31 protein-coding genes are annotated in these 23,617 nt (G+C 35.0%); 21 read left to right on the top strand and 10 right to left on the bottom strand.

Features of this window, described 5'->3' with window-relative positions; translation table 11 throughout:
• Positions 1-13: 13 nt before the first annotated feature.
• Both ACHZK0_RS22610 and ACHZK0_RS22605 read right to left on the bottom strand, forming a co-directional pair.
• Positions 14-496 carry a PH domain-containing protein gene (locus ACHZK0_RS22610; RefSeq protein WP_262740146.1) on the bottom strand — a complete coding sequence of 161 codons (483 nt, stop codon included), beginning with the start codon at positions 494-496 and terminating at the stop codon, positions 14-16.
• 313 nt (positions 497-809) lie between these two features.
• The gene (locus ACHZK0_RS22605; protein ID WP_000785181.1) at positions 810-1,613 is read right to left on the bottom strand and encodes an NAD kinase; all 804 of its coding nucleotides are present in this window, start codon (positions 1,611-1,613) and stop codon (positions 810-812) included.
• Between the two features lie 205 nt (positions 1,614-1,818).
• Here ACHZK0_RS22605 and ACHZK0_RS22600 point away from each other — a divergent pair, with 205 nt between their 5' ends.
• The 5 genes from ACHZK0_RS22600 to ackA all read left to right on the top strand — a co-directional run bounded on the left by ACHZK0_RS22600 (position 1,819) and on the right by ackA (position 6,176).
• The gene (locus ACHZK0_RS22600; RefSeq protein ID WP_395760886.1) at positions 1,819-2,457 is read left to right on the top strand and encodes a DUF2953 domain-containing protein; all 639 of its coding nucleotides are present in this window, start codon (positions 1,819-1,821) and stop codon (positions 2,455-2,457) included.
• Between the two features lie 12 nt (positions 2,458-2,469).
• Positions 2,470-2,862 carry a GerW family sporulation protein gene (ytfJ, locus tag ACHZK0_RS22595; protein WP_063260710.1) on the top strand — a complete coding sequence of 131 codons (393 nt, stop codon included), beginning with the start codon at positions 2,470-2,472 and terminating at the stop codon, positions 2,860-2,862.
• Positions 2,863-2,996: 134 nt separating this feature from the next.
• The gene (tpx, locus tag ACHZK0_RS22590) at positions 2,997-3,497 is read left to right on the top strand and encodes a thiol peroxidase (protein ID WP_000024525.1); all 501 of its coding nucleotides are present in this window, start codon (positions 2,997-2,999) and stop codon (positions 3,495-3,497) included.
• A 199-nt stretch (positions 3,498-3,696) separates the two neighbouring features.
• The gene (locus tag ACHZK0_RS22585; RefSeq protein WP_000084362.1) at positions 3,697-4,683 is read left to right on the top strand and encodes a class I SAM-dependent methyltransferase; all 987 of its coding nucleotides are present in this window, start codon (positions 3,697-3,699) and stop codon (positions 4,681-4,683) included.
• Between the two features lie 299 nt (positions 4,684-4,982).
• A complete protein-coding gene (gene ackA, locus ACHZK0_RS22580; protein WP_262740144.1) occupies positions 4,983-6,176 on the top strand; it encodes an acetate kinase in 1,194 nt (397 codons plus the stop codon).
• Positions 6,177-6,202: 26 nt separating this feature from the next.
• Here the strand turns inward: ackA and ACHZK0_RS22575 are convergent, their stop codons facing one another.
• Both ACHZK0_RS22575 and ACHZK0_RS22570 read right to left on the bottom strand, forming a co-directional pair.
• Positions 6,203-6,637 carry an NUDIX hydrolase gene (locus ACHZK0_RS22575; RefSeq protein WP_270341879.1) on the bottom strand — a complete coding sequence of 145 codons (435 nt, stop codon included), beginning with the start codon at positions 6,635-6,637 and terminating at the stop codon, positions 6,203-6,205.
• A gap of 72 nt (positions 6,638-6,709) precedes the next feature.
• Entirely contained in the window at positions 6,710-7,345 is a 636-nt protein-coding gene (locus tag ACHZK0_RS22570) for a DUF1796 family putative cysteine peptidase (protein WP_163096271.1), read from the bottom strand.
• 137 nt (positions 7,346-7,482) lie between these two features.
• On the opposite strand from ACHZK0_RS22570, the gene ACHZK0_RS22565 reads away from it, so the two are divergent.
• Positions 7,483-8,316: an EcsC family protein gene (locus ACHZK0_RS22565; protein WP_262740141.1), complete on the top strand. Its 834-nt coding sequence runs from the start codon at positions 7,483-7,485 to the stop codon at positions 8,314-8,316.
• Positions 8,317-8,348: 32 nt separating this feature from the next.
• Here ACHZK0_RS22565 and ACHZK0_RS22560 read toward each other — a convergent pair whose 3' ends face one another.
• Entirely contained in the window at positions 8,349-9,011 is a 663-nt protein-coding gene (locus ACHZK0_RS22560; protein ID WP_001244511.1) for a YitT family protein, read from the bottom strand.
• Between the two features lie 854 nt (positions 9,012-9,865).
• On the opposite strand from ACHZK0_RS22560, the gene ACHZK0_RS22555 reads away from it, so the two are divergent.
• Complete coding sequence (locus tag ACHZK0_RS22555) at positions 9,866-10,060, top strand: hypothetical protein (protein ID WP_262740140.1); 195 nt, start codon at positions 9,866-9,868, stop codon at positions 10,058-10,060.
• A 28-nt stretch (positions 10,061-10,088) separates the two neighbouring features.
• On the opposite strand, the gene ACHZK0_RS22550 is transcribed toward ACHZK0_RS22555, so the two are convergent.
• Positions 10,089-10,406 (bottom strand): hypothetical protein, encoded by a 318-nt coding sequence (locus ACHZK0_RS22550; RefSeq protein WP_063245305.1) that lies wholly within the window; start codon positions 10,404-10,406, stop codon positions 10,089-10,091.
• A gap of 166 nt (positions 10,407-10,572) precedes the next feature.
• Between ACHZK0_RS22550 and ACHZK0_RS22545 the strand changes: the two genes are divergently transcribed.
• On the top strand, positions 10,573-11,778 hold the full coding sequence (locus ACHZK0_RS22545; protein ID WP_073516716.1) for an argininosuccinate synthase: 1,206 nt from the start codon (positions 10,573-10,575) through the stop codon (positions 11,776-11,778).
• Positions 11,775-13,166, top strand: coding sequence for an argininosuccinate lyase (gene argH, locus ACHZK0_RS22540; RefSeq protein WP_262740139.1), 1,392 nt, complete (start codon positions 11,775-11,777; stop codon positions 13,164-13,166). The genes ACHZK0_RS22545 and argH overlap by 4 nt, the downstream gene beginning before the upstream one ends.
• A gap of 54 nt (positions 13,167-13,220) precedes the next feature.
• Here the strand turns inward: argH and ACHZK0_RS22535 are convergent, their stop codons facing one another.
• Together ACHZK0_RS22535 and ACHZK0_RS22530 are read right to left on the bottom strand one after the other, a co-directional pair.
• Positions 13,221-13,787, bottom strand: a complete 567-nt coding sequence (locus ACHZK0_RS22535; RefSeq protein WP_270606001.1) for a DinB family protein — start codon at positions 13,785-13,787, stop codon at positions 13,221-13,223.
• A gap of 96 nt (positions 13,788-13,883) precedes the next feature.
• Positions 13,884-14,063, bottom strand: a complete 180-nt coding sequence (locus tag ACHZK0_RS22530; protein ID WP_052943339.1) for a hypothetical protein — start codon at positions 14,061-14,063, stop codon at positions 13,884-13,886.
• Positions 14,064-14,158: 95 nt separating this feature from the next.
• On the opposite strand from ACHZK0_RS22530, the gene ACHZK0_RS22525 reads away from it, so the two are divergent.
• Positions 14,159-14,854, top strand: coding sequence for a hypothetical protein (locus ACHZK0_RS22525; RefSeq protein ID WP_262740137.1), 696 nt, complete (start codon positions 14,159-14,161; stop codon positions 14,852-14,854).
• Between the two features lie 98 nt (positions 14,855-14,952).
• Positions 14,953-15,375, top strand: a complete 423-nt coding sequence (locus ACHZK0_RS22520; protein WP_063260720.1) for a VOC family protein — start codon at positions 14,953-14,955, stop codon at positions 15,373-15,375.
• A gap of 204 nt (positions 15,376-15,579) precedes the next feature.
• Here ACHZK0_RS22520 and ACHZK0_RS22515 read toward each other — a convergent pair whose 3' ends face one another.
• On the bottom strand, positions 15,580-16,038 hold the full coding sequence (locus ACHZK0_RS22515; protein WP_063260721.1) for a universal stress protein: 459 nt from the start codon (positions 16,036-16,038) through the stop codon (positions 15,580-15,582).
• Positions 16,039-16,185: 147 nt separating this feature from the next.
• On the opposite strand from ACHZK0_RS22515, the gene ACHZK0_RS22510 reads away from it, so the two are divergent.
• The 9 genes from ACHZK0_RS22510 to ACHZK0_RS22470 all read left to right on the top strand — a co-directional run bounded on the left by ACHZK0_RS22510 (position 16,186) and on the right by ACHZK0_RS22470 (position 22,294).
• Positions 16,186-16,977: an SDR family oxidoreductase gene (locus ACHZK0_RS22510; protein WP_262740136.1), complete on the top strand. Its 792-nt coding sequence runs from the start codon at positions 16,186-16,188 to the stop codon at positions 16,975-16,977.
• Positions 16,978-17,190: 213 nt separating this feature from the next.
• Positions 17,191-18,324 carry an alanine dehydrogenase gene (gene ald, locus ACHZK0_RS22505; RefSeq protein WP_001219387.1) on the top strand — a complete coding sequence of 378 codons (1,134 nt, stop codon included), beginning with the start codon at positions 17,191-17,193 and terminating at the stop codon, positions 18,322-18,324.
• 139 nt (positions 18,325-18,463) lie between these two features.
• Entirely contained in the window at positions 18,464-18,889 is a 426-nt protein-coding gene (locus tag ACHZK0_RS22500; protein WP_375810561.1) for a hypothetical protein, read from the top strand.
• Positions 18,890-18,933: 44 nt separating this feature from the next.
• On the top strand, positions 18,934-19,266 hold the full coding sequence (locus ACHZK0_RS22495) for a cupin domain-containing protein (protein ID WP_375810562.1): 333 nt from the start codon (positions 18,934-18,936) through the stop codon (positions 19,264-19,266).
• Entirely contained in the window at positions 19,263-20,051 is a 789-nt protein-coding gene (locus ACHZK0_RS22490; RefSeq protein ID WP_395760885.1) for a GNAT family N-acetyltransferase, read from the top strand. The genes ACHZK0_RS22495 and ACHZK0_RS22490 overlap by 4 nt, the downstream gene beginning before the upstream one ends.
• 2 nt (positions 20,052-20,053) lie before the next feature.
• Positions 20,054-20,398, top strand: a complete 345-nt coding sequence (locus ACHZK0_RS22485) for a DUF6176 family protein (RefSeq protein WP_063260726.1) — start codon at positions 20,054-20,056, stop codon at positions 20,396-20,398.
• Between the two features lie 122 nt (positions 20,399-20,520).
• Positions 20,521-21,030 carry an RNA polymerase sigma factor gene (locus tag ACHZK0_RS22480; RefSeq protein ID WP_375810568.1) on the top strand — a complete coding sequence of 170 codons (510 nt, stop codon included), beginning with the start codon at positions 20,521-20,523 and terminating at the stop codon, positions 21,028-21,030.
• The gene (locus ACHZK0_RS22475; RefSeq protein ID WP_262740130.1) at positions 21,011-22,024 is read left to right on the top strand and encodes an anti-sigma factor; all 1,014 of its coding nucleotides are present in this window, start codon (positions 21,011-21,013) and stop codon (positions 22,022-22,024) included. Before ACHZK0_RS22480 ends, ACHZK0_RS22475 begins: the two co-directional genes overlap by 20 nt.
• A 63-nt stretch (positions 22,025-22,087) precedes the next feature.
• Positions 22,088-22,294: a hypothetical protein gene (locus tag ACHZK0_RS22470; protein WP_001248905.1), complete on the top strand. Its 207-nt coding sequence runs from the start codon at positions 22,088-22,090 to the stop codon at positions 22,292-22,294.
• 14 nt (positions 22,295-22,308) lie between these two features.
• Here ACHZK0_RS22470 and ACHZK0_RS22465 read toward each other — a convergent pair whose 3' ends face one another.
• Positions 22,309-23,136 carry a DUF2785 domain-containing protein gene (locus ACHZK0_RS22465; protein WP_395760884.1) on the bottom strand — a complete coding sequence of 276 codons (828 nt, stop codon included), beginning with the start codon at positions 23,134-23,136 and terminating at the stop codon, positions 22,309-22,311.
• A 92-nt stretch (positions 23,137-23,228) separates the two neighbouring features.
• On the opposite strand from ACHZK0_RS22465, the gene ACHZK0_RS22460 reads away from it, so the two are divergent.
• Complete coding sequence (locus tag ACHZK0_RS22460; RefSeq protein ID WP_262740128.1) at positions 23,229-23,603, top strand: hypothetical protein; 375 nt, start codon at positions 23,229-23,231, stop codon at positions 23,601-23,603.
• Positions 23,604-23,617 lie beyond the last annotated feature (14 nt).

Below are 23,617 nucleotides of genomic sequence, written 5' to 3'. Positions count from 1 at the left end.
TCATTAAGAGTGCTTATTTTAATTGATTACGAATAGCTTGTAATACTGAATCAACGTTGTAATCAGGAATATTTCGTATAGTTCTTTTTTTCGTACCAAACATTTTTTTGATCTCTAGATAAATGATACCCGTATTCATAAGAGAAATACCAAACGCTCCCTCAATGATATCAAAGTCCACTTCTTTAATATCTTTGTATTTCACAACTTCGGCTTCAGCACCACCAAATAAGCCGCCTTTCATCATCACCAAGTATAAATTATGTTCTCCGACAACAATGAATCCGGTTTTTGTTAGTTTAGGATGTGCAACTTCGAAGCAATATATTGCTTCTTGTGATTTCATAACTTTCTTTAAAGCATCAAATGCATATTGATAAAACTTCCGTTCAGTTTTCGGAAACTCTTTAGATATGTCAATCATCTCATTTAGCGTAACGGGATATTCGATTACGCCAAATCTCTCATCGACTTTAGTATATTTTGGATTAGTCATACTGTATCTCCTTTTAAAATGAAAAATTGCTCATCTCATGGTAGCAAATAAGTTATTTACAAGCTGTCGTATTTTGTCGAATGAAAAATAAAAAAGAGAGATGGCAGTTCTTTTTTGAAAAGGTAAATTGTGTAATTTTCAATTTCAGAATAAGGGGGATATGAAATGTGAGTGGTTACAAGTGGAGGAAGTGTAGGAGGAGAAATTATTTGCCTGAAAGATTATTGGACAAAGAAACGGATACAAGTAAAGCGCTAAATAAATAAAAAACCGCCGCATTATGGAATATCATAATGCGGCGGTTTTTTTCATGCTATAAAAACGTTCTCTGCACTTTTTCCCAGAAGGAATTGTTTTTCAATTTAACTGTTTTAATTTGTTTATCGCTTAAGCGTACAACAGCTTTTTCTACTTGCTTAATGCTAAGCGCTTCATTATCCAGACCGATAACAGGATAATCGTTACCGTCTGGTTTTAGTTTTAAAGTTAATGTACGTTCGTGATTTAAAATGAATGGTGAACCGAGCGTACGGTATGTGTTGTTATTTAATGATGCTAGTTCGCTTACTTGGAAGCACGGAATAAGTGGGTCAACAACCGCGCCATGTAATGATTTATTGTAAGCTGTACTTCCCGTTGGGGTAGAAACAACTAAACCGTCCCCTCTAAATGTTTCGAAATATAGATCATCAACGTGAACATCTACAACGAATGTTTTAATGATGCTAGAACGTAATGAGAACTCATTTAAACAATAGAAAGATGTACTGTGATCTACATCTACCTGAATTGTTGGATATTTACGCACTTCAATTTCATTTTTTGTAATTTCTTGAAGGGCTGTATCAACGTGATCAATATGGAAATCGCAGTAGAAAGAAATCTCATCTTTCGTAGAAATCCCTGCGTATAAGCAATCTTCTCTAAAACCAGTTTTACGAACGGCTTGTAAGAAAGTTGCATCATCTCCAACACTGACGATAGCGTTTGCATTTTTTGGATGATCTAATATGGTAAATCCATTCTCTTCTAAAATACGATAGATTGGTTTCATTTTTTCAACGAGCGTTGCTTTGTCATCACCATAAAAGAAAAATAAATTGCGACGATCTGCCATTATGTATCCCTCCACTGCAGTTAAATTTTCTGTTCTTTGTGCTACGTATCATCAGAATACGTTTCCCGACGATATGTTCAAATAATATATTTCGATATAAAATGTCAAAATCCCTTTTTATTTTTAGAAAAATTTTTATATTCAATCTTATGAGATTCTGTTTAATGATGAATAAACTTGTCGATAATGGGTATGGAGTGAAAGGATGATACGTATGAAGTGGCTCGTAATTGGAATAATAATTCTTCTCCTTTTTATTTTGCTTATACTATTGTCGAAAATAAAGCTTAAAGTGACATTTTTATATTCAGAAATGGAAAAGCAATGTTTGTTTCAAGTGAAAATATGGATGATTCAATATACATTCGATGTATTGGAAAGAATTGAAAAGCAACAGAAGAAGACAGGACAAAAGATCGAGAAAGCTGAAGAGGACGGCGGATTAGATAATAAAATTATAGCGCAACTTGATAGTATGGGGGAGCTGATAAAAAAGCTGCAAGAAGTTCATACTATTGTTAAAGATTTTCTCAAACGAGTGAAAATCAATGGTTGGAGATGGCATACGCAAATTGGTGCAGGTGATGCAGCTAGTACTGGAATTGTCACTGGATATGCATGGGGGACAAAAGGAATGGCTGCTGGAGTTGTAGGACAATATATGCATATTGTCGATGTACCGGAATTTGAAATTACGCCTGTTTTTCAAGGGAAAGGATTTGCGTCAAGATGTGAGTTAACAGCATCTTTTCGTATATTCCGTACTATAAAAACAGCGGTGAAATTGCTCATGTTTATGAGAAAGCAAAAATCTGGTGTGACAGAAAAATCTGTTCAAGCATAGGGGGGATATAGAATGGACCATCCAATTCAAGGTTTAATGACAACCGCAATGCAGCATTTAAAACAAATGACTGATGTAAATACAATTGTTGGTGATCCGATTAAAGCGGCAGATGGAAGTGTAATTCTTACCGTTTCGAAAGTTAGTTTCGGCTTTGCCGCTGGTGGAAGTGAATTTGGTAAAGAACAAGCAGGCCGTCATCCATTTGGCGGGGGAAGTGGTGGAGGAGTTTCTATTAATCCTGTTGCTTTTCTTGTTATAAATGGAGACGGTGTAAAAGTGTTGCATTTAGATAAGCAAACACACGTCATCGATAAAATAATTGAATTAGCGCCACAAGCTGTTGATAAAGTGAAGGAAATGATGGATAAGCGAAAAGAAGACGATCCTGAATTTCAAATTTAACGAATAAAGAAGCTGATCAATGGATTGGCTTCTTTAATTTTTTTGTAAATAAAGCGATTTTATTTGCATTATCGATAGGGACAAACTATCATTTACAGTGTACATATTTTGTTTAAATAAGGGAGGATTTTCAAGTGGCAAACGTAACTTTTAAAGGTAATCCAATGACTTTAGTTGGAACAGAAGTTAAAGTTGGCGATCAAGCGCCAAACTTCCAAGTATTAGCAAACGACTTATCTCCAGTAAGTTTAGAAACATACAAAGGCGAAGTAAAATTAATTAGTGTTGTACCTTCAATCGACACAGGTGTGTGTGATGCACAAACACGTCGTTTTAACCAAGATGCAGCAGGTATTGAAAACGCGAAAGTATTAACAATTAGCGCTGACTTACCATTCGCTCAAAAACGCTGGTGTGCAGCAAACGGTTTAGAAAATGTTGTAACACTTTCTGACCACCGTGACCTTTCATTCGGTGAAGCTTACGGCTTAGTAATGAAAGAGCTTCGTTTACTTGCTCGTGCAGTATTCGTAGTAGATAGCAACGACAAAGTAGTTTACGCAGAGTACGTAAGCGAAGGTACAAGCCATCCAAACTATGAAGCAGCATTAGAAGCAGCTAAATCTGCAAAATAATGTGAAGGAAATGACCTCTTATAAAGAGGTCGTTTTTTCTCATATATTGCTGCGTAACGGTACCAATATATGAGAAAAAACGTTATATCGCATATAACTGAAAGGGGAGCTCTTTGCAGGAGGTCGCTTTTTCTTTTTGGAAAAAAACACTTTGTGGTATGATATAAGTTATGTGTAAAAGAGAGAAGGAGGAATGTACGTGAGTCAGACAGTAGAAACATTATTTTCTATTTTTGATTCTTCTGCGGTAGTTTTACGTAAAGAATTAGATGTAACATATTTAGAGGCGCTTGTAGAAACAGGTGATAACTTGTTTGAAGGAGCGATTTTACAAGAGGAATTATCTGAGTCAGCAATTGAAAGGCTGAATCGTGAATATAGTACGTTTAATGAAGAAACATATAAAGGTGAAGAAATTCGTAAAGCATTTCAGTTAGCCATTTTAAAAGGAATGAAAGAAGGCGTACAAGCGAATCACGAAATGACGCCTGATGCAGTTGGCATGTTCATGAGCTACTTATTCCATAAATTTATGCAAGGTCAAAACGAAATTACGGTGTTAGACCCTGCAATTGGAACAGGTAACTTAATGACTACAGTGTTTAATAGCGCCAAAGAAGGACTAGCAATGAGTGGGTTTGGTGTAGAAGTGGATGAAGTGCTAATTAAACTTGCTTTAGTAAATGCGAATTTACAAAAGCATGCAATCGAATTCTTCCATCAAGATGGACTAGCGCCACTTTATATCGATCCGGTTGATGCAGTCGTTTCGGACTTACCGATTGGTTACTATCCAAATGAAATCGGTGCAAGTGAATATAAGTTAAAAGCAGATGAAGGAATGTCGTATGCACATCACCTATTTATTGAACAAAGTGTGAAACATACGAAAGAAGGCGGGTACTTATTCTTCCTAGTGCCAAACTTCATCTTTGAAAGTGATCAAGCACCAAAATTACATGCATTTATTAAAGAAACATGTTTTATTCAAGGGTTATTACAGCTACCTGTTTCCATGTTTAAAAACGAGAAAAATGCAAAAAGTATATTTGTTCTTCAAAAGAAAGGCCCTAGTGTAACGATGCCAAAACAGGCGTTATTAGTGGAGTTGCCTAAATTCTCCAACATGAAGGCGATGGAGAACATTATGGATCAATTAAATACTTGGTTTGCAACGCATAAATAAGGCTAGGTATATGTAACAGGGTTAGTAATTCATGTAGTACAGTTTTATATGATATGTCATATTTTTAAATATATACTAGATTTAACTGAATTTTTTTGAAATCTGTAATATATATTTTTTCTTGGTGTTACAATTTTTTCACTTGAAATATATGTCGGACGATGTTTAAATTAAAATCGTGAGTATAAAATTTGCTAATGATGAAACGTTTTCATATGTAGTGAATTTAATTAGATAAAATCGAGCGGTTTGTGGACATATCCACACAACTACCAAGAGAAAAAGGGGCGAAAGACTAGATGTCAAAAATCATCGCGATTAACGCAGGAAGCTCTTCCTTAAAATTCCAATTATTTGAAATGCCAAGTGAAACAGTATTAACAAAAGGTTTAGTAGAACGTATCGGTTTAGAAGATAGTATCTTCACTATTACTGTAGATGGCGAAAAACAAAAAGAAATTACAAACATTCCAGATCACGCAGTAGCAGTTAATATGCTTCTTAACAAATTAACTGAAAACGGAATCGTTAAATCTCTAGATGAGATTGGCGGTATCGGTCACCGTGTTGTTCACGGCGGCGAAAAATTTGCTGACTCTGTTTTAATTACTGATGAAGTATTAGCTGATATCGAAGAATTAAGCGATTTAGCACCACTTCATAACCCAGCAAACCTTGTTGGTATTAAAGCATTCCAAGAAGTATTACCAAACGTACCAGCAGTAGCAGTATTCGATACAGCATTCCACCAAACAATGCCGGAATCTGCATTCCTATACAGCTTACCATATGAGTACTATGAAAAGTTCGGCATCCGTAAATACGGTTTCCACGGAACTTCTCATAAATACGTAACTGAGCGTGCGGCTGAATTATTAGGTCGTCCACTTGAAAGCTTAAGCTTACTTTCTTGTCACTTAGGTAACGGTGCAAGTATCGCAGCAGTAGAAGGCGGTAAATCTATCGATACTTCTATGGGCTTCACTCCACTTGCTGGTGTAACAATGGGTACACGTTCTGGTAACATTGACCCTGCGTTAATTCCATACATCATGGAAAAAACAGGCCAAACAGTAGAAGAAGTAGTTAACGTATTAAACAAGAAGAGTGGTATGTTAGGTCTTACTGGTTACTCTAGTGACCTACGTGACATCATTGCGAAAGAAGAAGAAGGCGACCACCGTGCGAAAGTAGCACTTGATGTATTCGTAAGCCGTATCCACAAATACATCGGTTCTTACACTGCTCGTATGAAAGGTGTAGACGCAATCATCTTTACAGCTGGTGTAGGTGAAAACAGTGCAATTATTCGTGAGCGTGTATTAGAAGGCCTTGAGTACATGGGCGTATACTTCGACGTAAAACGTAATAACGTATTCGGTGAAGAAGCATTCATCAGCTTCCCACACTCTCCAGTAAAAATTATCGTAATTCCAACTGACGAAGAAGTTATGATCGCTCGTGACGTACTACGTCTTGGAGATATTGGTTAATATATTATATAAAAAAAGACGAGATCCTATAGGATTTCGTCTTTTTTCTTTTGGATATAGTTTAAAATTCCATCTGGATATAGTACTTTTTCATTCTGAATGAAAGTTGTAATGGGAATCCATTTCGCATACGATACTGTTTGCTCATCTTGTATATTCATTTTTTTCATTTCATATAGTGATGTGTCTAATAAGCATACAGAATATAGTTGAATGATTTCATGACCCATTTCTCCATCAAGATGAAAGATGTTTTCTAAGCATCCTAAATAATTGGTGATTTCCACTTCTGTATGAAGCTCTTCTTTAAATTCACGAATAACGGTATGTGCTGATTTTTCACCAAGTTCAATTGATCCACCAAGAGGTCGGTAAAATGTTTCATCGCCTGTATGATATTCTTGTACGAGAAGGCGACCTTGATGTATAGCAAGACCAAAAGCTTTTGCACGTGGATACATATTGCAATCACTCCTTATTTATTTTGTATAAGCATGATTATAATGTGTTTTGTAATAAAAGGTGTCGTGTATTTAAGCCTGTGGTCTAATCGTTATTCCATCAAATAAGTCATTCCAAAATGCTTCATTATACTGAAATACATCCATAATAGGGCATTTTATAGCGCAAATATTTTGTAATCCCCAATCTTCTTCTACAACAGTTGGTACATCTTCAGGAATGAGTAATAGGACAGAGAATGTATGTTTAACTATTTGAGATAAAATGTGTTCCAAGGAACGCGCTTCTTCGTATGTTCCTCCAGTTCGAATAAACAATATGGATTCTTCCGTTTCAATTGTAGTTAGAAAACGATGAATTCGATGCTCATAGTTTAACTTAATTTCTGTATAAGAAGGCCAAGAAGTTGGTGTGTTTACATCTGTTTTAAAATCATGGCAGGAGTCGATTTCATATAAGTTATCACGGAGTCTTAATTTCGCATTATCATCCCAAAATGAGATGAAGGATAAGTTTTCGAACTGTAAAAAACGGTCAAATCGATTTTGTAATAATACATTCACTTTTTCTAATGAAGGGCTTAGCATAAAATCGATAACACCAAAAAATGGTGATAATTTGAATTGATATAAAGCCCAAGCAGGCCAGCAGTTTTGCCCTAAGCTGAATACTGCATTATATTCTTTTTTTATATTGGATAGATTCATGTGGTTCATCTCATCCTTTTTGTTAATATTTTATGTCATTAAAAAATGGTATGTGAATCAAGATAGACAAGCATATTTGCAAAGAATAAGCAGAAATATGTTACAATAGAAAAAAATCGAACGAGGTGGTTGTTACGATGCGATCGAAGCGAGAACAAGCCATTTTAGACAATATAAAAGAATGGGAATCGCAATTAGTTGAGCAAGAAGCGACTGATTTTCAAAAAATGTTTGATAAATGGGTACATACGACAATTGCGAAATTACCTGAGAAAAAACGAAAAGATTTCTTTACGAAAGCAGATGGATGGCTCTTTCATTTGCATGCATTGATTCAAAGCTCACAATCACAGTTAGATGCACGTAATCGTATTTTAGGAACGTCGAGATTATTTGATGAATCGATTGAACAACTGGAAGATTTAAAAGCGTTATCTATTGATCAATTAACATACATAGCAGAGCAGCAAACAGCACGACATCGCTTATATTCATTCGTACAAGGCGGAGCAACGGGTGCTGGAGGTTTATTATTATTAACAGCTGATTTTCCGGTTATGATCGCGTTAAATGTGAAGGCAGTCCAACTTATTGCTACATCATTTGGACATGATGTGAACAAGCCTTATGAAATGATGCTTGCACTAAAGGTGTTTCATGCGTCATTACTACCAGGAAGGCTTCAGCAATACGCATGGTACAATTTACTGCAAGAGCTAGAGCAAGAAGATTCGTTCTTCTACGAAGGAGACGAAGCGGTGTTACAACCAGCTTCTACTGAAGTTGTGTTAAAACAAATTTTGAAAACATTTTCGATTTATGCTCTTCGTCGTAAATTATTCCAAGGTATTCCGGTAATTGGAATGGCAATTGGGTCTACAGTGAATTATCGTTTAACAAGAAACGTTACTGAATTTGCAAATAGATTTTATCAAGTGCGCCACATAGTCGAGAAGGAAAAAAGAGTATAAAAAAAAGCGAGAGGCCGAAGCCTTTCGCTTTTTTAATTTGTTGCATGCTTTTTGGACATTGGAATAGATACTGGTTGCTTTTCTGCTTTCTTCTCTGCTTTTGGATAATAAATTAAATCCAATGTTTTTGCCTGTACGGCAATCGAAAGAATAGTAAAAGCAATTTCTGTCCAATTTAAATAATATAATGAAAGCGCAAGAACAATCGCGTCAAAGACGAAGAAAATTTGCCCAATTGTAAAACGAGTTCGTTTACTTAATACAATTGTTAAAATATCGTCCCCGCCGGTTGCACCGCCAAATCGCAATATAAAACCGAGTCCAATACCAGCTAATGCACCGCCAACTACTGCAGCTATAAATAAATTGTTTGATAAATCGACCGTAAATGGAGAATAATTTTCCATAAGAGAATAAAATACTCCGAATGAAATCGAACCTAGGAATGAATAGCCAACCATTTTTCTACCTAAAAATGAAGCACATAGTAAAATAATTGGGATATCCATAATTACAGTTGAAATAGATGGTGAAATATCATAAAAATTTTGGATGAATAGTGCAATTCCTACAAAGCCACCTTCTGTTAAGTGGTTTTGGAAGTGAATGTGATATAGCGCTGCTGCTAAAATAAATGAACCGATTAAAACCATAAAAATTTCTTTAATAATTTGTCGACTTTGGATGTTCCTCATCGTTATTCCTTCTTTCCGTAGTTAGTAGTCCTGTTTGTGTTGTAAACTAACTACGAGCTCACATGTAGCTTTCAGTTAGTTTACGAAAAAACTAACTACGCTATATGTCGCTGAAGAAATAACGAATAATCCTCTCGTCCATCAATTCTCCCTACCTTCGTTTTAGTTTAAGTCTTAAAACGACTAAACAAAACGTGGAGTAGGATTCTTCATTTAGCAATCCTGCTCTTCTTTGTTTTGTTTAGCTAGTAACAATTAAGTCCTAAACAAAACGCTATGTGTAAGAAGAGTCTTTTTTTTGCCAAATTATCCTTCGGGCAATCATAATTTCCCCACTCTCGTATTTTTTTCGCTAGACTAAAGTATCTGAGCTGAAAAATACGCTACGTGTATGATTCGTCAATACGATGCCACATGCTCCTTCGAGCGATCATGATATCAAAATCCCTTCCTTCAAGATTTATATTATTATATCATACTTTCAAAAAATGTATGCGGATGGAAACCGACAATAAACGGAGGGAATCTACAAAAATTGTTATGTTTAAATATTTTTGTAGAAAAGCCTAAGTTATTTCGCTAAGTTGGACAGTTTTTTTAGTTTGTCCAATAAGTAAGAAAAAAAGAGTTTTTATTCAGTTGTATTCTTTTCATCACTTTTATCTTTAAAAAACGTATCCCAGCTAATCACACTTAAAAATGTTAAAGCGATAATAACGAAAGCGCGCATAAATTTTAGACCTCCTGTTGTACACAGTATATGAATCGTTCACTTTGGAATGTGTCATTTTTTTACAAATCTTAACTATTATGAGAGTATATTAATATAGATAGATAAAGGGGAGAGTGGAGATATGCTAAAAGACATGTTCAAAAGAAAAGAATTAACATGCATTTCATGTCAGAAAAAGATTCAATATGAAGAAGAGCTTGTTGCTTTTGTAAAGTTACCGAAAGAAAGAAGTATATTAGTTGGTCCATTTGATGTATGTTTGGCAAAAACAGCGCAAGAAATATATTGTAAATCGTGTTACGACAAAAAAGCATGACCCAAAGTAATTGAGGGGCATGCTTTTTTCATTGGTGTGCCTTCCCCTCAGATACATTTTGAGTGAGTCGATACCAAAGCCAAAGGTCATTAATGATGGAAGCGAGATCGGCAATTTCTGAATTCAGTTTGCAAGAAATTTCGAAGTCTTCTTCGTTATTTAAATGATGCTGTTTTGCATTAATAGAGTGCTCGAGTTCTTTTATTCGATCAGGAATCTTTCCGCGAACTTGTTCCCATTTCAATAAAATAGCATGCTGCATTTTTTCGGGGATATCTTCCCAATCTTCTTGTAAATGAGGAATTTCAATTCCTAGATGATCATCGTATAAGAAATATTTTTCCATAAGTTCACCCCCGTTTTCCTGCTTATATTGTACATGAAAACAGAAAGAAGCTCGACGAAATTGTTTGAAAAAATTTGAAAATGACTCTTGATACATTTTGTGAAAGGTGTTAAAGTGTGAATTATTATAAAAGAAAATGAATATTTATTCTTTAGGGGGATGCAAAATGGAGAAGAAAAAAGTGGTATTGGCATATTCCGGAGGTCTTGATACTTCCGTTGCAATTAAATGGTTACAAGAGAAGAATTATGATATTATCGCGCTTTGTTTAGACTTAGGGGAAGGTAAAGACTTAGCATTTGTAAAAGAAAAGGCACTTTCAGTAGGTGCAATTAAATCATATATGATTGATGTTCAAGAAGAATTTGCAAATGAATATGCATTGATGGCGATGCAAGCGCACACGTTATACGAAGGGAAATACCCTCTCGTTTCTGCGTTATCACGCCCGCTTATCGCGAAGAAATTAGTAGAAATTGCAGAACAAGAAGGAGCGACTGCAGTTGCACATGGATGTACAGGGAAAGGGAATGATCAAGTTCGTTTTGAAGTTTCTATTCAAGCATTAAATCCTTACTTAGAAGTGATTGCGCCTGTACGTGAATGGAAATGGTCACGTGAAGAAGAAATTGCCTATGCAAAAGAAAATAATGTACCAATTCCGATTAATTTAGATAGCCCGTTTTCAATCGATCAAAATTTATGGGGACGCAGTAACGAATGTGGCATTTTAGAAGATCCATGGGCAGCGCCGCCAGAAGATGCATATGAGATGACATTGGCATTAGAAGATACACCGAATAAACCAGAGTTTGTAGAAATCGGTTTTGAAGCAGGCGTACCGACGACTTTAAATGGTACTGCATATTCACTTTCAGAACTAATTAAAACGTTAAATGCACTTGCTGGAAAACATGGCGTTGGACGTATCGATCACGTAGAAAATCGTCTTGTTGGTATTAAATCGCGTGAAGTATACGAATGCCCAGCTGCAATGACGTTAATCACAGCACATAAAGAGCTGGAAGATTTAACGCACGTAAAAGAAGTAGCTCATTTTAAACCGGTGATTGAGCAGAAAATAACAGAACTTATTTATAACGGTTTATGGTTCTCTCCTTTAAAACAAGCACTTCATGCATTCTTACAAGAAACGCAAAAGAATGTAACAGGTACAGTGCGCGTGAAATTATTTAAAGGCCATGCGATTGTAGAAGGACGTAAATCTGAGTACTCTTTATATGATGAAAAACTAGCAACATATACTGCCCAGGACGAATTTAATCATGAAGCAGCAGTTGGATTCATTTCATTGTTCGGTTTACCGACGAAAGTATACAGCCAAGTGAATCAAAAGAAGGTGGAAGCGTGAGCAAACTCTGGGGCGGACGTTTTACAGAAGAAGCGGAAGCATGGGTTGAAGAGTTCGGAGCGTCCATCTCCTTCGATCAACAATTAGTAAATCAAGATATAAAGGGAAGTATTGCGCACGTAACGATGCTAGCAAAGCAAGGCATCGTTACGAAAGAAGAAGCTGAAAAAATAAAGGTAGGGCTTCAATATTTATTAGAAGAAGCGAAACAAAATAAATTACATTTTTCAGTTGAAGCGGAAGACATTCACTTAAACATTGAAAAAATGTTAATTGAACAAATCGGTGAAGTAGGAGGGAAACTTCATACTGGCCGAAGCCGTAATGATCAAGTGGCGACTGATATGCATTTATATTTAAAAGAAAAAGTAGAACATATTATAAAAGCTACAAAACAATTGCAAACTGTTCTTGTTCATCAAGCAGAAAATAATATTGAAACCATTATGCCTGGTTATACGCATTTGCAGCGCGCCCAGCCAATTTCATTTGCTCATCATATTCTCGCTTATTTTTGGATGTTAGAGCGTGATGTGAATCGTTATGAAGATTCGTTAAAGCGTATTAACATTTCGCCATTAGGAGCAGGAGCGTTAGCTGGGACAACATTTCCGATTGATCGAGAATATAGTGCGGAGCTTCTTGGATTTCATGGAATCTATGAAAATAGTTTAGATGCAGTGAGTGATCGTGATTTCATACTGGAGTTCCTAAGTAACTCATCTATGCTTATGATGCACTTATCACGCTTTTGCGAAGAACTTGTTTTATGGAGTAGCCAAGAGTTTCAATTTATTGAAATGAGCGATCAATACGCAACGGGAAGCAGCATTATGCCGCAAAAGAAAAATCCAGATATGGCGGAACTTATTCGTGGTAAAACAGGCAGAGTATACGGTAATTTATTTAGTTTACTTACAGTTATGAAAGGATTACCGCTCGCTTACAATAAAGACTTACAAGAAGATAAAGAAGGAATGTTTGATACAGTAAAAACAGTAGAAGGGTGCCTTCATATTATGGCAGGCATGCTAGAAACGATGACTGTCAACAAAGAAAAGATGGGGCAAGCTGTAACCAAAGATTTCTCAAACGCAACAGAAATTGCTGACTACTTAGCAAGTAAAGGACTACCATTCCGTCAAGCTCATGAAATTGTTGGGAAGCTAGTGCTACACTGCACACAAAAAGGAATTTATTTAGTAGATGTACCACTTGCAACGTATAAAGAAATGAGTTCGTTATTTGAAGAAGATTTGTATGAAGTTCTTTCACCATATGCAGCTGTGAAACGTCGTAACAGTGCTGGCGGGACTGGGTTTGAGCAAATTGAAAAAGCTTTGGAGAAGGCGAAGGGATTAACTGTAGAGTTTGTAGGTATTAAATGATGCATAATATAGAAGGTAAGGTGCTTTTTTAGAAAGTACCTTACCTTTTTGTATTTAGATTTTTAGGGGAGTATCTATCATTTCATAGTTATGTTTCATAATCATAAAATGATGTTTCTCATGTATCGCTAATAGTTGAATAGATTGAATCAGGTTAGGGTAGTGAGCAATTGGATCGAAAAATACGATATGTCCTGCAATATTTTCTTCTATATTTTGAACGAGCTTTTTTATTTCATCTGTTTCACGTGTAAGTAATTGTTCTAATTCAGTTACATTCATAGAGTGATAGACTTTTTTTGAGGGGATTAAAATCCAAGGAGCTCTCATTCCCTTGCCATGCTTTTCTTTATATTCGGCATAAATGTCATGTATGTCAGTTGCAAATGGGGTATTTCTTCTTAGCTTTGCATAAGGGATAAGAGTGAAAGAGAATTTAATCGCTACTTTGAGCATCTTTGCAATTAAATATAAGTGATAAAAGTGTTCACCAGTAGACCATTTTTTGTCCTCTGTTCTATACCATAGTTCTTCTTGTGATAGTGAATGGAGCTGAGGAAGGAACTCGTTCCTTTGTACATGTAATGTATGAAAATGTTTTGATATATTTTCAGATTTCATATTTTCGTATCCTCCACACTTTTTCCTAATTATAACATTTTTCGTGTGAATGTAAGTAAGCCTAGAGCAATGTGCTCCAGACTTATAATGTATCGATTAATCATACTTATGTCGATCTTCCGTAATTCGAATATACTCAATATCCATTAAATCTCGTAGTAATGCACCGTTACTTAGTTCAATTCCATGTGTCTCTTTAAAATGTGCACGAATCGTCTCTAACATTTCAATTTCTTTTCCATTCACATCTAAAATAATACGTTCAGAATCATCCATGTAGCATCCTCCTTTTTTTAACATCTATATTTTGTCCGTCTATTTCTAAAAAATGTATGTTAACCTAAAGTTAGGAAATAAGAAAGGAATGGAAAATGAGACGTATTTATTTTATAGGGATAATTTTGTACACATTAATTGTATTACACGCTGCATTCCCAAACATCTTTTCATTTAAGGATGTAGAAACAGTACAGGTTGGGATATTTATCTTTATTCTATTTATAGTAGATTGCTGTATTTCGATATGGCTTTCGAAAAGAAAACATGTACAAAATAAAAAAGAAATGGAACGGAAAAAGAGAAAACGTTCCTTTTGGATGATGACGTACTGTTTGTCTTTATCGCTTACTGCTGTTTTTTTTAGTGAGCATATTCCATTAGAAAGATTAGATATTGGATTTGGAGCGTTCGTATTTGCATACTATTTTTTCATGCACTTTCTTCCTTATATGAAAGAAAAGCGAGGAGAAGAGGAAGATCCGCTTGTAGAAGAAGCGAGAGAACAAGAGCATAAGAGAATAGAAGAAGATATACAGAAACTTGGAGAACAAAAATGGTATTTAAAATCTAAAATCATATATGTTCTGTGCTTTATCACGCCGCCAATCGGTTATTTGTATGTGTTCTTGCTTCGTAAAAAAATGACAGAAGATGCAAAGCAAACATACTTAACGGTTGCGACGATTATGATGGCATTATGGTCTTTGAAGTTCTTACCGCCATATGTGCTGGCAGTAGCTGTTGTAGTGATTGTTTGTCTTGTGTTTATAGTGAAGTATGTGAAATGAAGAAAAACAAGAGCCTATGTTATTAAGCTAATAGATAGATGAAAGCAAGCAATGTTATACTATAATTTGCTTATTCAGTAATAATAGGAGGGATAATAATGGTTCAATCAATAGTTCATATCGCATTAGTAGTAAAAGACTACGATGAGGCAATAGAGTTCTATACAAAGAAACTAAATTTCACATTAGTCCAAGATATATATCAGCCAGAGCAAAACAAAAGATGGGTAGTGGTATCTCCTCCTGGTTCAGTCGGCACCACAATATTACTGGCTAGAGCATCTAAACCTGAGCAAGATTCTTTTATCGGTAACCAATCAGGCGGCAGAGTGTTTCTTTTCTTAAATACTGACGATTTTTGGAGAGATTATAATGAAATGATTTCAAGAGGAATAGAATTTGTGAGAGAGCCGAAAGAGCAAGAATATGGAATAGTTGCAGTATTCAAGGATTTATACGGTAATTTATGGGATTTATTACAACTAAAAGATAACCATCCAATCGCTCAAAGAATTAAGTAGAATATAGCTTAAAATTGATTAAACAATCAATTGGAAAATGAGGATTTTAAAATCCATGTCGTGAAAAAAAGGAGTGGATTACCCACTCCTTTTTTTCTTTTCTTATCATTGTTTAACAACATGTATTTATCGTTCATTCGAGCCTCAAGCTTCATTTCCCTTATCCTTCAGTAAAACAAGTGGACTTGGTGTTTTATTTATGAATTAAAGATCACCTTGCTCCTCATCACCACGAACAACAAGGACATCGCATTTCGCATAGCGAATAATATGTTCAGAGACGCTACCAATTAGGAAACGCTCAACAGCATTTAAACCAGTTGCACCACACATAATTAAATCTACTTTATGGTTTGGAGCGATTTCTTTTGAAATTTTAGATTTAGGATTACCAAATTCTAATACAGTTTCAATTTTTTCAAGACCAGCTTCAAGCGCAGTTTTTTTGTAGTCTTCTAATAAGTCTTCTGCAAATAGATTTGCACGTTCAGCAATTGCACGGCTATAAGCTTCTACTGCTGAGTATGCTTTTACATCAACGATATGAGCAATTGTTAATGTTGCATCGTTTCGTTTTGCGACTTGAATTGCTTTTTTAAAGGCTTTTTCTGCTTCTTTAGAACCATCCACCGCGATTAAAATATTTGTATATGTATTATTCATAGTAAATTCCTCCCAATCATTTTTATTACCGTTTACAACTTTATTATAAAACAAATTTTGGTAATGTGCTTGTCGGAAACGTTACAGAATTTTGAAAACTTTATTTCAATTCATTTTAGTTGTAATTGGTGCGAGAACTTGTTACATATGAAGTATAGCAATTTAAAAGGAGGCATGTTTGTGAGACACGCGCTCATTACAGCCGGTACGAAAGGTTTAGGAAAGCAAGTAACAGAAAAGCTATTGGCTAAAGGATATTCAGTAACAGTAACATATCATAGCGATATAGCTGCTATGGAAACGATGAAAGAAACATATAAAAATATGGAAGAGCGTCTACAATTCGTGCAAGCGGATGTCACGAAAAAAGAAGATTTACATAAAATAGTAGAAGAAGCGATAAGCCGTTTTGGAAAAATTGACTTTTTAATTAATAATGCTGGTCCATATGTATTTGAACGAAAAAAGTTAGTTGATTATGAAGAAGACGAATGGAATGAAATGATTCAGGGTAATTTAACAGCGGTGTTTCATTTGTTGAAACTTGTCGTTCCTGTTATGAGAAGACAGAACTTTGGTCGTATTATTAATTACGGATTCCAAGGAGCAGATAGCGCACCAGGATGGATTTATCGTTCAGCTTTTGCAGCAGCGAAAGTAGGACTTGTTTCATTAACGAAAACAGTTGCTTACGAAGAAGCGGAATATGGTATCACTGCAAATATGGTATGTCCTGGTGATATTATTGGTGAAATGAAAGAAGCGACGATTCAAGAGGCACGTCAGTTGAAAGAACATAACACACCAATTGGTAGATCTGGAACAGGTGAAGATATCGCAAGAACGATTTCGTTTTTATGTGAGGACGATTCCGATATGATTACCGGTACAATTATTGAAGTAACTGGTGCAGTAGATGTTATTCATAGACATCGATAGAGCGGAATAAAGTGAAGTTTCGAGTAATTGGACAGTTTATCTTGTACGCTGAGAGGCGCGGATAATACTGTCCTTTAATGTAAAATTAAATCTATCGGAAAACTTGTATTATTTTTTGTCAAATATTGAGATATTATGTTAAAATATAAGAGCGTAGAAAGCGCTTTAAAAAATGATTCAGGGGTCATTTCATAACTCAAGGGGGAACTAATAATGCGTATCGGTATTCCAACAGAAATTAAAAACAATGAAAACCGCGTGGCAATGACGCCAGCGGGAGCAGTACATTTAGTACAAAATGGTCATGAAGTTTTTGTTCAAAAAGGAGCAGGTATAGGATCAGGCTTTACAGATGAAGAATACGTACAAGCTGGTGCGAAACTTGTTGAAACTGCTGAAGAAGCATGGAATCAAGATATGGTTATGAAGGTAAAAGAGCCAGTTGCAAGTGAATATGGTTATTTCCACGAAGGTTTAATTTTATTCACATACTTACACTTAGCTCCAGAACCAGAATTAACGAAAGCATTAATTGATAACAAAGTTGTATCAATTGCATACGAAACAGTGCAATTAGACAATCGTTCTTTACCATTACTTGCACCTATGAGTGAAGTAGCTGGTCGTATGTCTGCACAAATCGGTGCACAATTCCTTGAGAAAAACAAAGGCGGTAAAGGTATTTTACTTGCAGGCGTTCCAGGGGTAAAACGCGGCAAAGTAACAATTATCGGCGGTGGTCAAGCTGGTACAAACGCAGCGAAGATTGCAGTAGGTTTAGGTGCAGATGTAACAATCATCGACTTAAGTGCAGAACGTCTTCGTCAACTAGATGACATTTTCGGTAACCAAGTAAAAACGTTAATGTCTAACCCATACAACATTGCAGAAGCTGTAAAAGAATCTGACCTTGTTATTGGTGCGGTATTAATTCCAGGTGCAAAAGCGCCAAAACTTGTAACAGAAGAAATGATTCAATCAATGGAACCAGGTTCTGTCGTTGTAGATATCGCGATTGACCAAGGTGGTATTTTCGAAACAACTGACCGCATTACAACTCATGACAACCCAACTTACGAAAAGCATGGCGTTGTTCATTATGCAGTTGCTAATATGCCAGGTGCGGTTCCACGTACATCAACTCTTGCATTAACAAACGTAACAGTACCATATGCAGTACAAATTGCGAACAAAGGCTACAAAGATGCTTGCCTAGGCAATACTGCATTACTAAAAGGTATTAACACATTAGACGGATATGTAACATTCGAAGCAGTTGCAGAAGCTCACGGTTTACAATACGCTGATGCGAAAGAGCTTCTTGAAAAAGCTCCTGCTTTATCATAATAGAAATACATTTGAGACCTTCCTTTATGAGGAGGGTCTTTTTTATAAAAAAATTGTAAAAATTTGTTGTATATTACTATAAATAATTAGTGATTGTGATAATTTAGAATTATATAAACTTTGGAAGGGAGGGATTAGATTGGGCAGAAAAAGTAAGCGAAGGAAGCATAAAAAACAAAGAGGAGTGATAAGGAGTAAACATGAGTTAGTAGTTACGAAAAAGAAGCCTAGGTCTAAAATTGCAAGTGGTTTAATAGATGCGGCGAATGTTATGTATTTTATTGTCATGGGTATTATTTTTATTAACTTAATTAAGTTACCAGTTTCAAATTTATCTTTACATGTATTTGTACTTATTATTTTTTTAATGTTAGCTATGTTAGTACATGTTTTAGTGTTTGGAACATTACTATCAACTAATAAGAATGGTGGAAAAAAAGTACAAAAAAAGAAAAGAAATTCTTCTTATTATGCAAGCTCATCAAGTGGATTGGGTGATTACAGTAGCAACGATTGTAGTAGCTCAAGTGATAGTGGAGGAGATTGCGGAGGTGGTGGAGACTAAGTTATTTTTTCAGAAGAACGACTAATGAAAGGGTGGGACGAAATATGGAAACTGTAAATTTGATAGAATTAACAAAGAACATTCAAGATCAACATAAAAACTTCGTCGTTTCAAATGTAAATAGTCATTGTTTACGAATCGCTGTATTTACGGGTGAATATGATTGGCACTATCATTCTAATTCAGATGAATTATTTATTGTGTTAGAGGGAGAACTACTTATCGATTTTGAAGACGGAGAAACAGCGGTATTAAAGCCAAATGATTCTATTTTAATTCCAGCATGTACGATTCATAGAACGAGAGCATTAAAGAGAACGGTAAATCTTTGTTTTGAAAATATAGAAGCTGATACGATTAAAGTGGAGCAGTTATGAAAAAATTATCTGTAGCCGAGTATAGAAAAATCATTCCGATTTTAGAAAGTAATACAAGAACGACGACGTTTGCTTATGCGGTATGTGACCAAATGATAGATGGTGAGATTTTTGCCAACGAGAAGTTAACAGCAGGATTAATTCGTACAACTAACGGTATCTATTATTTATTTGGTCATACGGATGATCAAAATTATAATGAAGATCTATTTGCGTATTTAAAAATGGCTATTGAAAAAACAGAGAAGAGATTTACACTCTTCGCTTCAAGTGAAGAGTGGGAAATGATGATTGAAGGGCGTTTTAGTAATGCACTTCGGAATATGCCACGAATGAAATTCCAAAGAGAAATCTTTGAAGAGAGAAAACAAGATGCAAATAAAAATACATATGAAGTGAAGTGTATTGATAAAAGTGATATAGCACGAAGCAATGAATTTACAGAGAAGTATTATAAAGAATATTGGGGATCAAAAGAACTATTTTTGAACGGTGGTTTCGGATTTTGTATAGAACAAGATGGGATAATTGTAGCTGAATGCGTCTCAATATTTAGAGGGAATAGTTTTGCTGAAATCGATATTGCTACGCATAAAGCATATCAAGGGAAAGGATTAGCTCAAGCTGTTGCAACGCGGTTCATTGAACATTGCATGCAAAATGATATTACACCGTGCTGGGATTGTTATGTAGATAATATTCCTTCGCAAAAATTAGCTCGTAAATTAAGTTTTCATAATCCAATAGAATATAGATTGTTTGTACGGAAGAAAACGGGGGAATAAAAATGAATGTGGAGTTAACGAGATTTAAAGTGAAGCAAGGTAAAAGTCATCGTGTAGATGAATGGATGCAGCTTCTGAATGACAATATGAAAGAAGTACTTTTGACATTAAACGACGAAAAGATGTACGTTGAGACAATTTTCCGGGAAATAAGAGATGGAGAAGAGTACTTATATTGGTATTCTGTGCAAGGAGAAGGCGGGGCTCTTGTCGAAAATTCTCATCATGAAATTGATAAAAAGCACTTAGCTTTTTGGTATGAATGTATTGATGAAGAAGTACAGTCTGTTGATATGAAAACAGAAGTTGTTATGATTCAAGATGTTGTGAAGGAAGCGATGAAATAATAGAATAGTATGTTGGAGAGAAGCGCATCAAAATGGATGTGCTTTTTATTTTGAAAAAAATTATAGGAAAGCTGTATACATTTTACGCTCTCAAACGTTGAGTATATAGAAAGGAGAGCAGGATGAGCCATGATACGTTTGAAACATTATTAATAGAGAAGTCAAAAGCTGTGTTTGGATATTTAATTAAGATTGGAGCAGATAGAAAAGAAGCAGAGGATATTGTGCAAGATACGTTGTACAAAGCTTTATTACTTATGGAGGAAATACCGTTAGAGCATTTAACACCGTGGCTCTTTAGAGTTGCGATAAATCAGCACCGAGATTTACACAGGAAAGAAAAAAGACTAAATCCCATTGCGATTGAATCTGTCGTTCTTATTGGTCAAAAGTCGTTAGATGAAGTGCTTTTAACAAGTGAATTACAAGGTGAGGTACAAAAAACATTGGAGACGATGACGGAGGATTATCGTCATATTTTACTGTTGAAATATGAATATGAACTATCTTATAAGGAAATTGCCATTTTATTAAGTATGAAAGAAGAAACAGTGAAAACAAGTTTGTACCGTGCAAGAAATCAATTTAAAAAATTGTATAGGAGGAGAAACGATGAGTCGGAAGGACTTTGATTTGAATATGGATGATAAGCAGATGAAAGTTTTGATGAAGAGAGCGAAGCGGAAGCAACTGTGGAGAAATTGGCTTATTTCTATTTGTGCGTCCATTATTGTTATAGTAAGTTTGTTTTTGGGAGCAGCTTACTTTTCTCAGCAAACGTTTAGAAAAATGGAAAGAGAAATGAATGCACTACATATGGTTCAAGGGCCTAATATCCGTTTCAGCGGAAGCATGTATTTAAGCCTTGGTATGACAGGAAGTACAGTAATATATAACTCTTATAAAAATATAGCCGGTCAACCAGTGAAATGGGTAAATGATATATACGAATCTGGTATATGGGATTATAGTATGAAACACTACAATGGTGAGCTTGTTAGTTTAGATGAGGAAAAAAGAGGTGAAGAGGCTGTTACGATACCAGATTATAATGTGCAAACAATGCAAAGGGAAATGAGGTTTTATTTACCTTTCGTTACTTATAAAAATTATGTAGATGACTTGAAAAATATTGGGGATTTGCAAAATAAAGTTGCAGAAGTAGCTTTATCTTTTGATAAATCGTATACAGCTGAACAAATTACTGAGATGCTTCCGAAAAGTGTACAGCCAGTTTGGTTTTGGGTAGATACATATAATGAACAGAAAAGTGATTCTTATGTAGGGTTAAAAGATCCAAAAAATGGCGCAATATTAAATGCGGAAATGGCTAAAAATGTTTTTGGATTTGAAGGAAGTTATGCAAAAGTAAAAGAAGATGTGAAAAACGATTTAACAATAAACTCAAAAGAGTTTCTATACCAAATGAAGTATTTAGCAAAAAATAGTGAAGGTATACCAAGTGATTATTTTGAACAATATTATAAAGAAATAAAAAACACCAAACCAAAAGAACTACCAATATACGGTGTAGTTGTAACAGGCAAAACAGAGGATTTACAAAGTTTACAAGGAGCACCATATATTAAGGCGGCTGTTAGAGGTGTAACAGTTGAGAAATATTAATCACAAACGATTAATGTGAATAATCAGAAAATTTATGTTATAATATGGGAAAAGGAGGTTCATATGAGGCAAATACATGGAGCAATTTATATTTACATAACAATGTTTTTCGTGGCTATATCTTATGGATTAGGGCACGTGTATTCGCATCCTATACTAACTTTTTTAAGCGGAGCATGTATGGCGTTTGCGCTTCTTGTCCACCTTTTCTCAGTTTGGATCGTGAAATTTCAATTAAATATTAGTGAAATAGAAGAAGGCACTTTTTAAGTGGCCTTCTTTTTTTAATAATATTTTGGAAGCTCTTGTAGCAATTTTTCAATGTTACATTCGGTTTCTTTACATATAGACAGTGTACGTAGTCTGAAAAATAAGCTGCGTAAGAAAGATTTTATATTTCCGTATAAGTACTCATACGATTTAATATGTAATGTTTGTTTTTGGACGGGTAATTGAGCTACTAAATCATGAATGGCTAATATGAGAGCCTCTTCCTTTAGACCATTTTGTAGCATTGAGACAATCGGATAAACGAGGCGCTCGTCTTCTTCATATTTGTAGTAAATAGAATGGACACACACTTTGTTTAATAAAGTGTGTAATATTTCTTCGTAATATAAAGTTTCTAGTTTAGGGCTATTCACAAGCGCCTCAAATGTATCAGAAGCATGAGCGATACTATGTGCCCAGCCGTGGTCTTGAACATATCCACGGAAATCATGTTCATTGTTCATATATAGAATTAAGTGATCTTTTACAGTTAAAATATCATTCTGTGATAAGAAATTATATTTTGTATCCGCATCAATAATGAGTGCAAGTAATAATGTCGTAAATGCGCGGGTAAATACAGCATCTTTGTCATCTGAATGAATGTTATACAATAAATAGTTTTCACTAATGCTTTCTAATAATAATTTCTGTAAGTGTGTGTGTGAAATGTAGTCCTTTTTGATGAGATGGTAAAAAGTAGAGTAAATAAGTTTGTCTCTTAAATAGCTATCAGTAACACCGATATGTTTAAGCAAATTTGAACTTAAAGAATCAATGTTAATTGTGTTATCCATTATGTAATTATTATTACGAATTTCTTCTAACTGTTGTTGTAACATATAAACCCCCTATTTTAGAAAATTCTGTATTTTAATAGTATAATAAGAGGAAGAAATAGACAATAAATAAATGCTTTTGAATGGAGGGCATGATGAAGAGAGCATTAGTCTTTTTTATTAGTATTTTCTTTTTAGGGAGTTGTTCAATTTGGTATGTTACTTTTTCTAGCGAGAGCAAAAGTTGGACGGGACAATATAAGGGCCATATTAAGGACGACAGTGAAGATGGAGTGTTTACGTTTCAATATAAGGGTGGAGATGGAAATATAGAATTTAAAAATTTAGAGATTGCTATTAATGGAGCCTTTAGCACAATGACACAAACGTCAGAAGTTCATAATGGAGCAAAGATTGAAATGAAGTCTTCCTGTGTAAGTTGTGCGCCCCTATCCAAAGATGAACCGATAGAGGTTGTGATTAAATGGGATGATAAGTATGAGGAGAAGATGGTGTTAAATTTGAAATAGCCTAGAGTAAGGAG

It is taken from the genome of Bacillus sp. 3G2, from assembly GCF_044324725.1.
Classification (GTDB): domain Bacteria; phylum Bacillota; class Bacilli; order Bacillales; family Bacillaceae_G; genus Bacillus_A; species Bacillus_A mobilis.
The sequence above is the reverse complement of the archived record's forward strand: the minus strand, read 5'-3'. Positions and strand labels throughout refer to the sequence as shown.

What these genes read in the sequence shown, in the direction of transcription:
- ACHZK0_RS22560 (WP_001244511.1), bottom strand. Translation starts at nt 9,011, where the DNA reads ATGAGGAACATCCAAAGTCGACAAATTATTAAAGAAATTTTTATGGTT.
- ACHZK0_RS22480 (WP_375810568.1), top strand. Translation starts at nt 20,521, where the DNA reads ATGAGCCATGATACGTTTGAAACATTATTAATAGAGAAGTCAAAAGCT.
- ACHZK0_RS22530 (WP_052943339.1), bottom strand. Translation starts at nt 14,063, where the DNA reads ATGGATGATTCTGAACGTATTATTTTAGATGTGAATGGAAAAGAAATT.
- ACHZK0_RS22520 (WP_063260720.1), top strand. Translation starts at nt 14,953, where the DNA reads ATGGTTCAATCAATAGTTCATATCGCATTAGTAGTAAAAGACTACGAT.
- ACHZK0_RS22470 (WP_001248905.1), top strand. Translation starts at nt 22,088, where the DNA reads ATGAGGCAAATACATGGAGCAATTTATATTTACATAACAATGTTTTTC.
- ACHZK0_RS22515 (WP_063260721.1), bottom strand. Translation starts at nt 16,038, where the DNA reads ATGAATAATACATATACAAATATTTTAATCGCGGTGGATGGTTCTAAA.
- ACHZK0_RS22490 (WP_395760885.1), top strand. Translation starts at nt 19,263, where the DNA reads ATGAAAAAATTATCTGTAGCCGAGTATAGAAAAATCATTCCGATTTTA.
- ACHZK0_RS22605 (WP_000785181.1), bottom strand. Translation starts at nt 1,613, where the DNA reads ATGGCAGATCGTCGCAATTTATTTTTCTTTTATGGTGATGACAAAGCA.
- ald (WP_001219387.1), top strand. Translation starts at nt 17,191, where the DNA reads ATGCGTATCGGTATTCCAACAGAAATTAAAAACAATGAAAACCGCGTG.
- ACHZK0_RS22570 (WP_163096271.1), bottom strand. Translation starts at nt 7,345, where the DNA reads ATGAATCTATCCAATATAAAAAAAGAATATAATGCAGTATTCAGCTTA.
- ACHZK0_RS22565 (WP_262740141.1), top strand. Translation starts at nt 7,483, where the DNA reads ATGCGATCGAAGCGAGAACAAGCCATTTTAGACAATATAAAAGAATGG.
- ACHZK0_RS22575 (WP_270341879.1), bottom strand. Translation starts at nt 6,637, where the DNA reads ATGTATCCACGTGCAAAAGCTTTTGGTCTTGCTATACATCAAGGTCGC.
- ytfJ (WP_063260710.1), top strand. Translation starts at nt 2,470, where the DNA reads ATGGACCATCCAATTCAAGGTTTAATGACAACCGCAATGCAGCATTTA.
- ACHZK0_RS22535 (WP_270606001.1), bottom strand. Translation starts at nt 13,787, where the DNA reads ATGAAATCTGAAAATATATCAAAACATTTTCATACATTACATGTACAA.
- ACHZK0_RS22600 (WP_395760886.1), top strand. Translation starts at nt 1,819, where the DNA reads ATGATACGTATGAAGTGGCTCGTAATTGGAATAATAATTCTTCTCCTT.
- ACHZK0_RS22550 (WP_063245305.1), bottom strand. Translation starts at nt 10,406, where the DNA reads ATGGAAAAATATTTCTTATACGATGATCATCTAGGAATTGAAATTCCT.
- ACHZK0_RS22485 (WP_063260726.1), top strand. Translation starts at nt 20,054, where the DNA reads ATGAATGTGGAGTTAACGAGATTTAAAGTGAAGCAAGGTAAAAGTCAT.
- ackA (WP_262740144.1), top strand. Translation starts at nt 4,983, where the DNA reads ATGTCAAAAATCATCGCGATTAACGCAGGAAGCTCTTCCTTAAAATTC.
- ACHZK0_RS22610 (WP_262740146.1), bottom strand. Translation starts at nt 496, where the DNA reads ATGACTAATCCAAAATATACTAAAGTCGATGAGAGATTTGGCGTAATC.
- ACHZK0_RS22475 (WP_262740130.1), top strand. Translation starts at nt 21,011, where the DNA reads ATGAGTCGGAAGGACTTTGATTTGAATATGGATGATAAGCAGATGAAA.
- ACHZK0_RS22555 (WP_262740140.1), top strand. Translation starts at nt 9,866, where the DNA reads ATGCTAAAAGACATGTTCAAAAGAAAAGAATTAACATGCATTTCATGT.
- ACHZK0_RS22525 (WP_262740137.1), top strand. Translation starts at nt 14,159, where the DNA reads ATGAGACGTATTTATTTTATAGGGATAATTTTGTACACATTAATTGTA.
- ACHZK0_RS22465 (WP_395760884.1), bottom strand. Translation starts at nt 23,136, where the DNA reads ATGTTACAACAACAGTTAGAAGAAATTCGTAATAATAATTACATAATG.
- ACHZK0_RS22495 (WP_375810562.1), top strand. Translation starts at nt 18,934, where the DNA reads ATGGAAACTGTAAATTTGATAGAATTAACAAAGAACATTCAAGATCAA.
- ACHZK0_RS22460 (WP_262740128.1), top strand. Translation starts at nt 23,229, where the DNA reads ATGAAGAGAGCATTAGTCTTTTTTATTAGTATTTTCTTTTTAGGGAGT.
- ACHZK0_RS22545 (WP_073516716.1), top strand. Translation starts at nt 10,573, where the DNA reads ATGGAGAAGAAAAAAGTGGTATTGGCATATTCCGGAGGTCTTGATACT.
- ACHZK0_RS22510 (WP_262740136.1), top strand. Translation starts at nt 16,186, where the DNA reads ATGAAGTATAGCAATTTAAAAGGAGGCATGTTTGTGAGACACGCGCTC.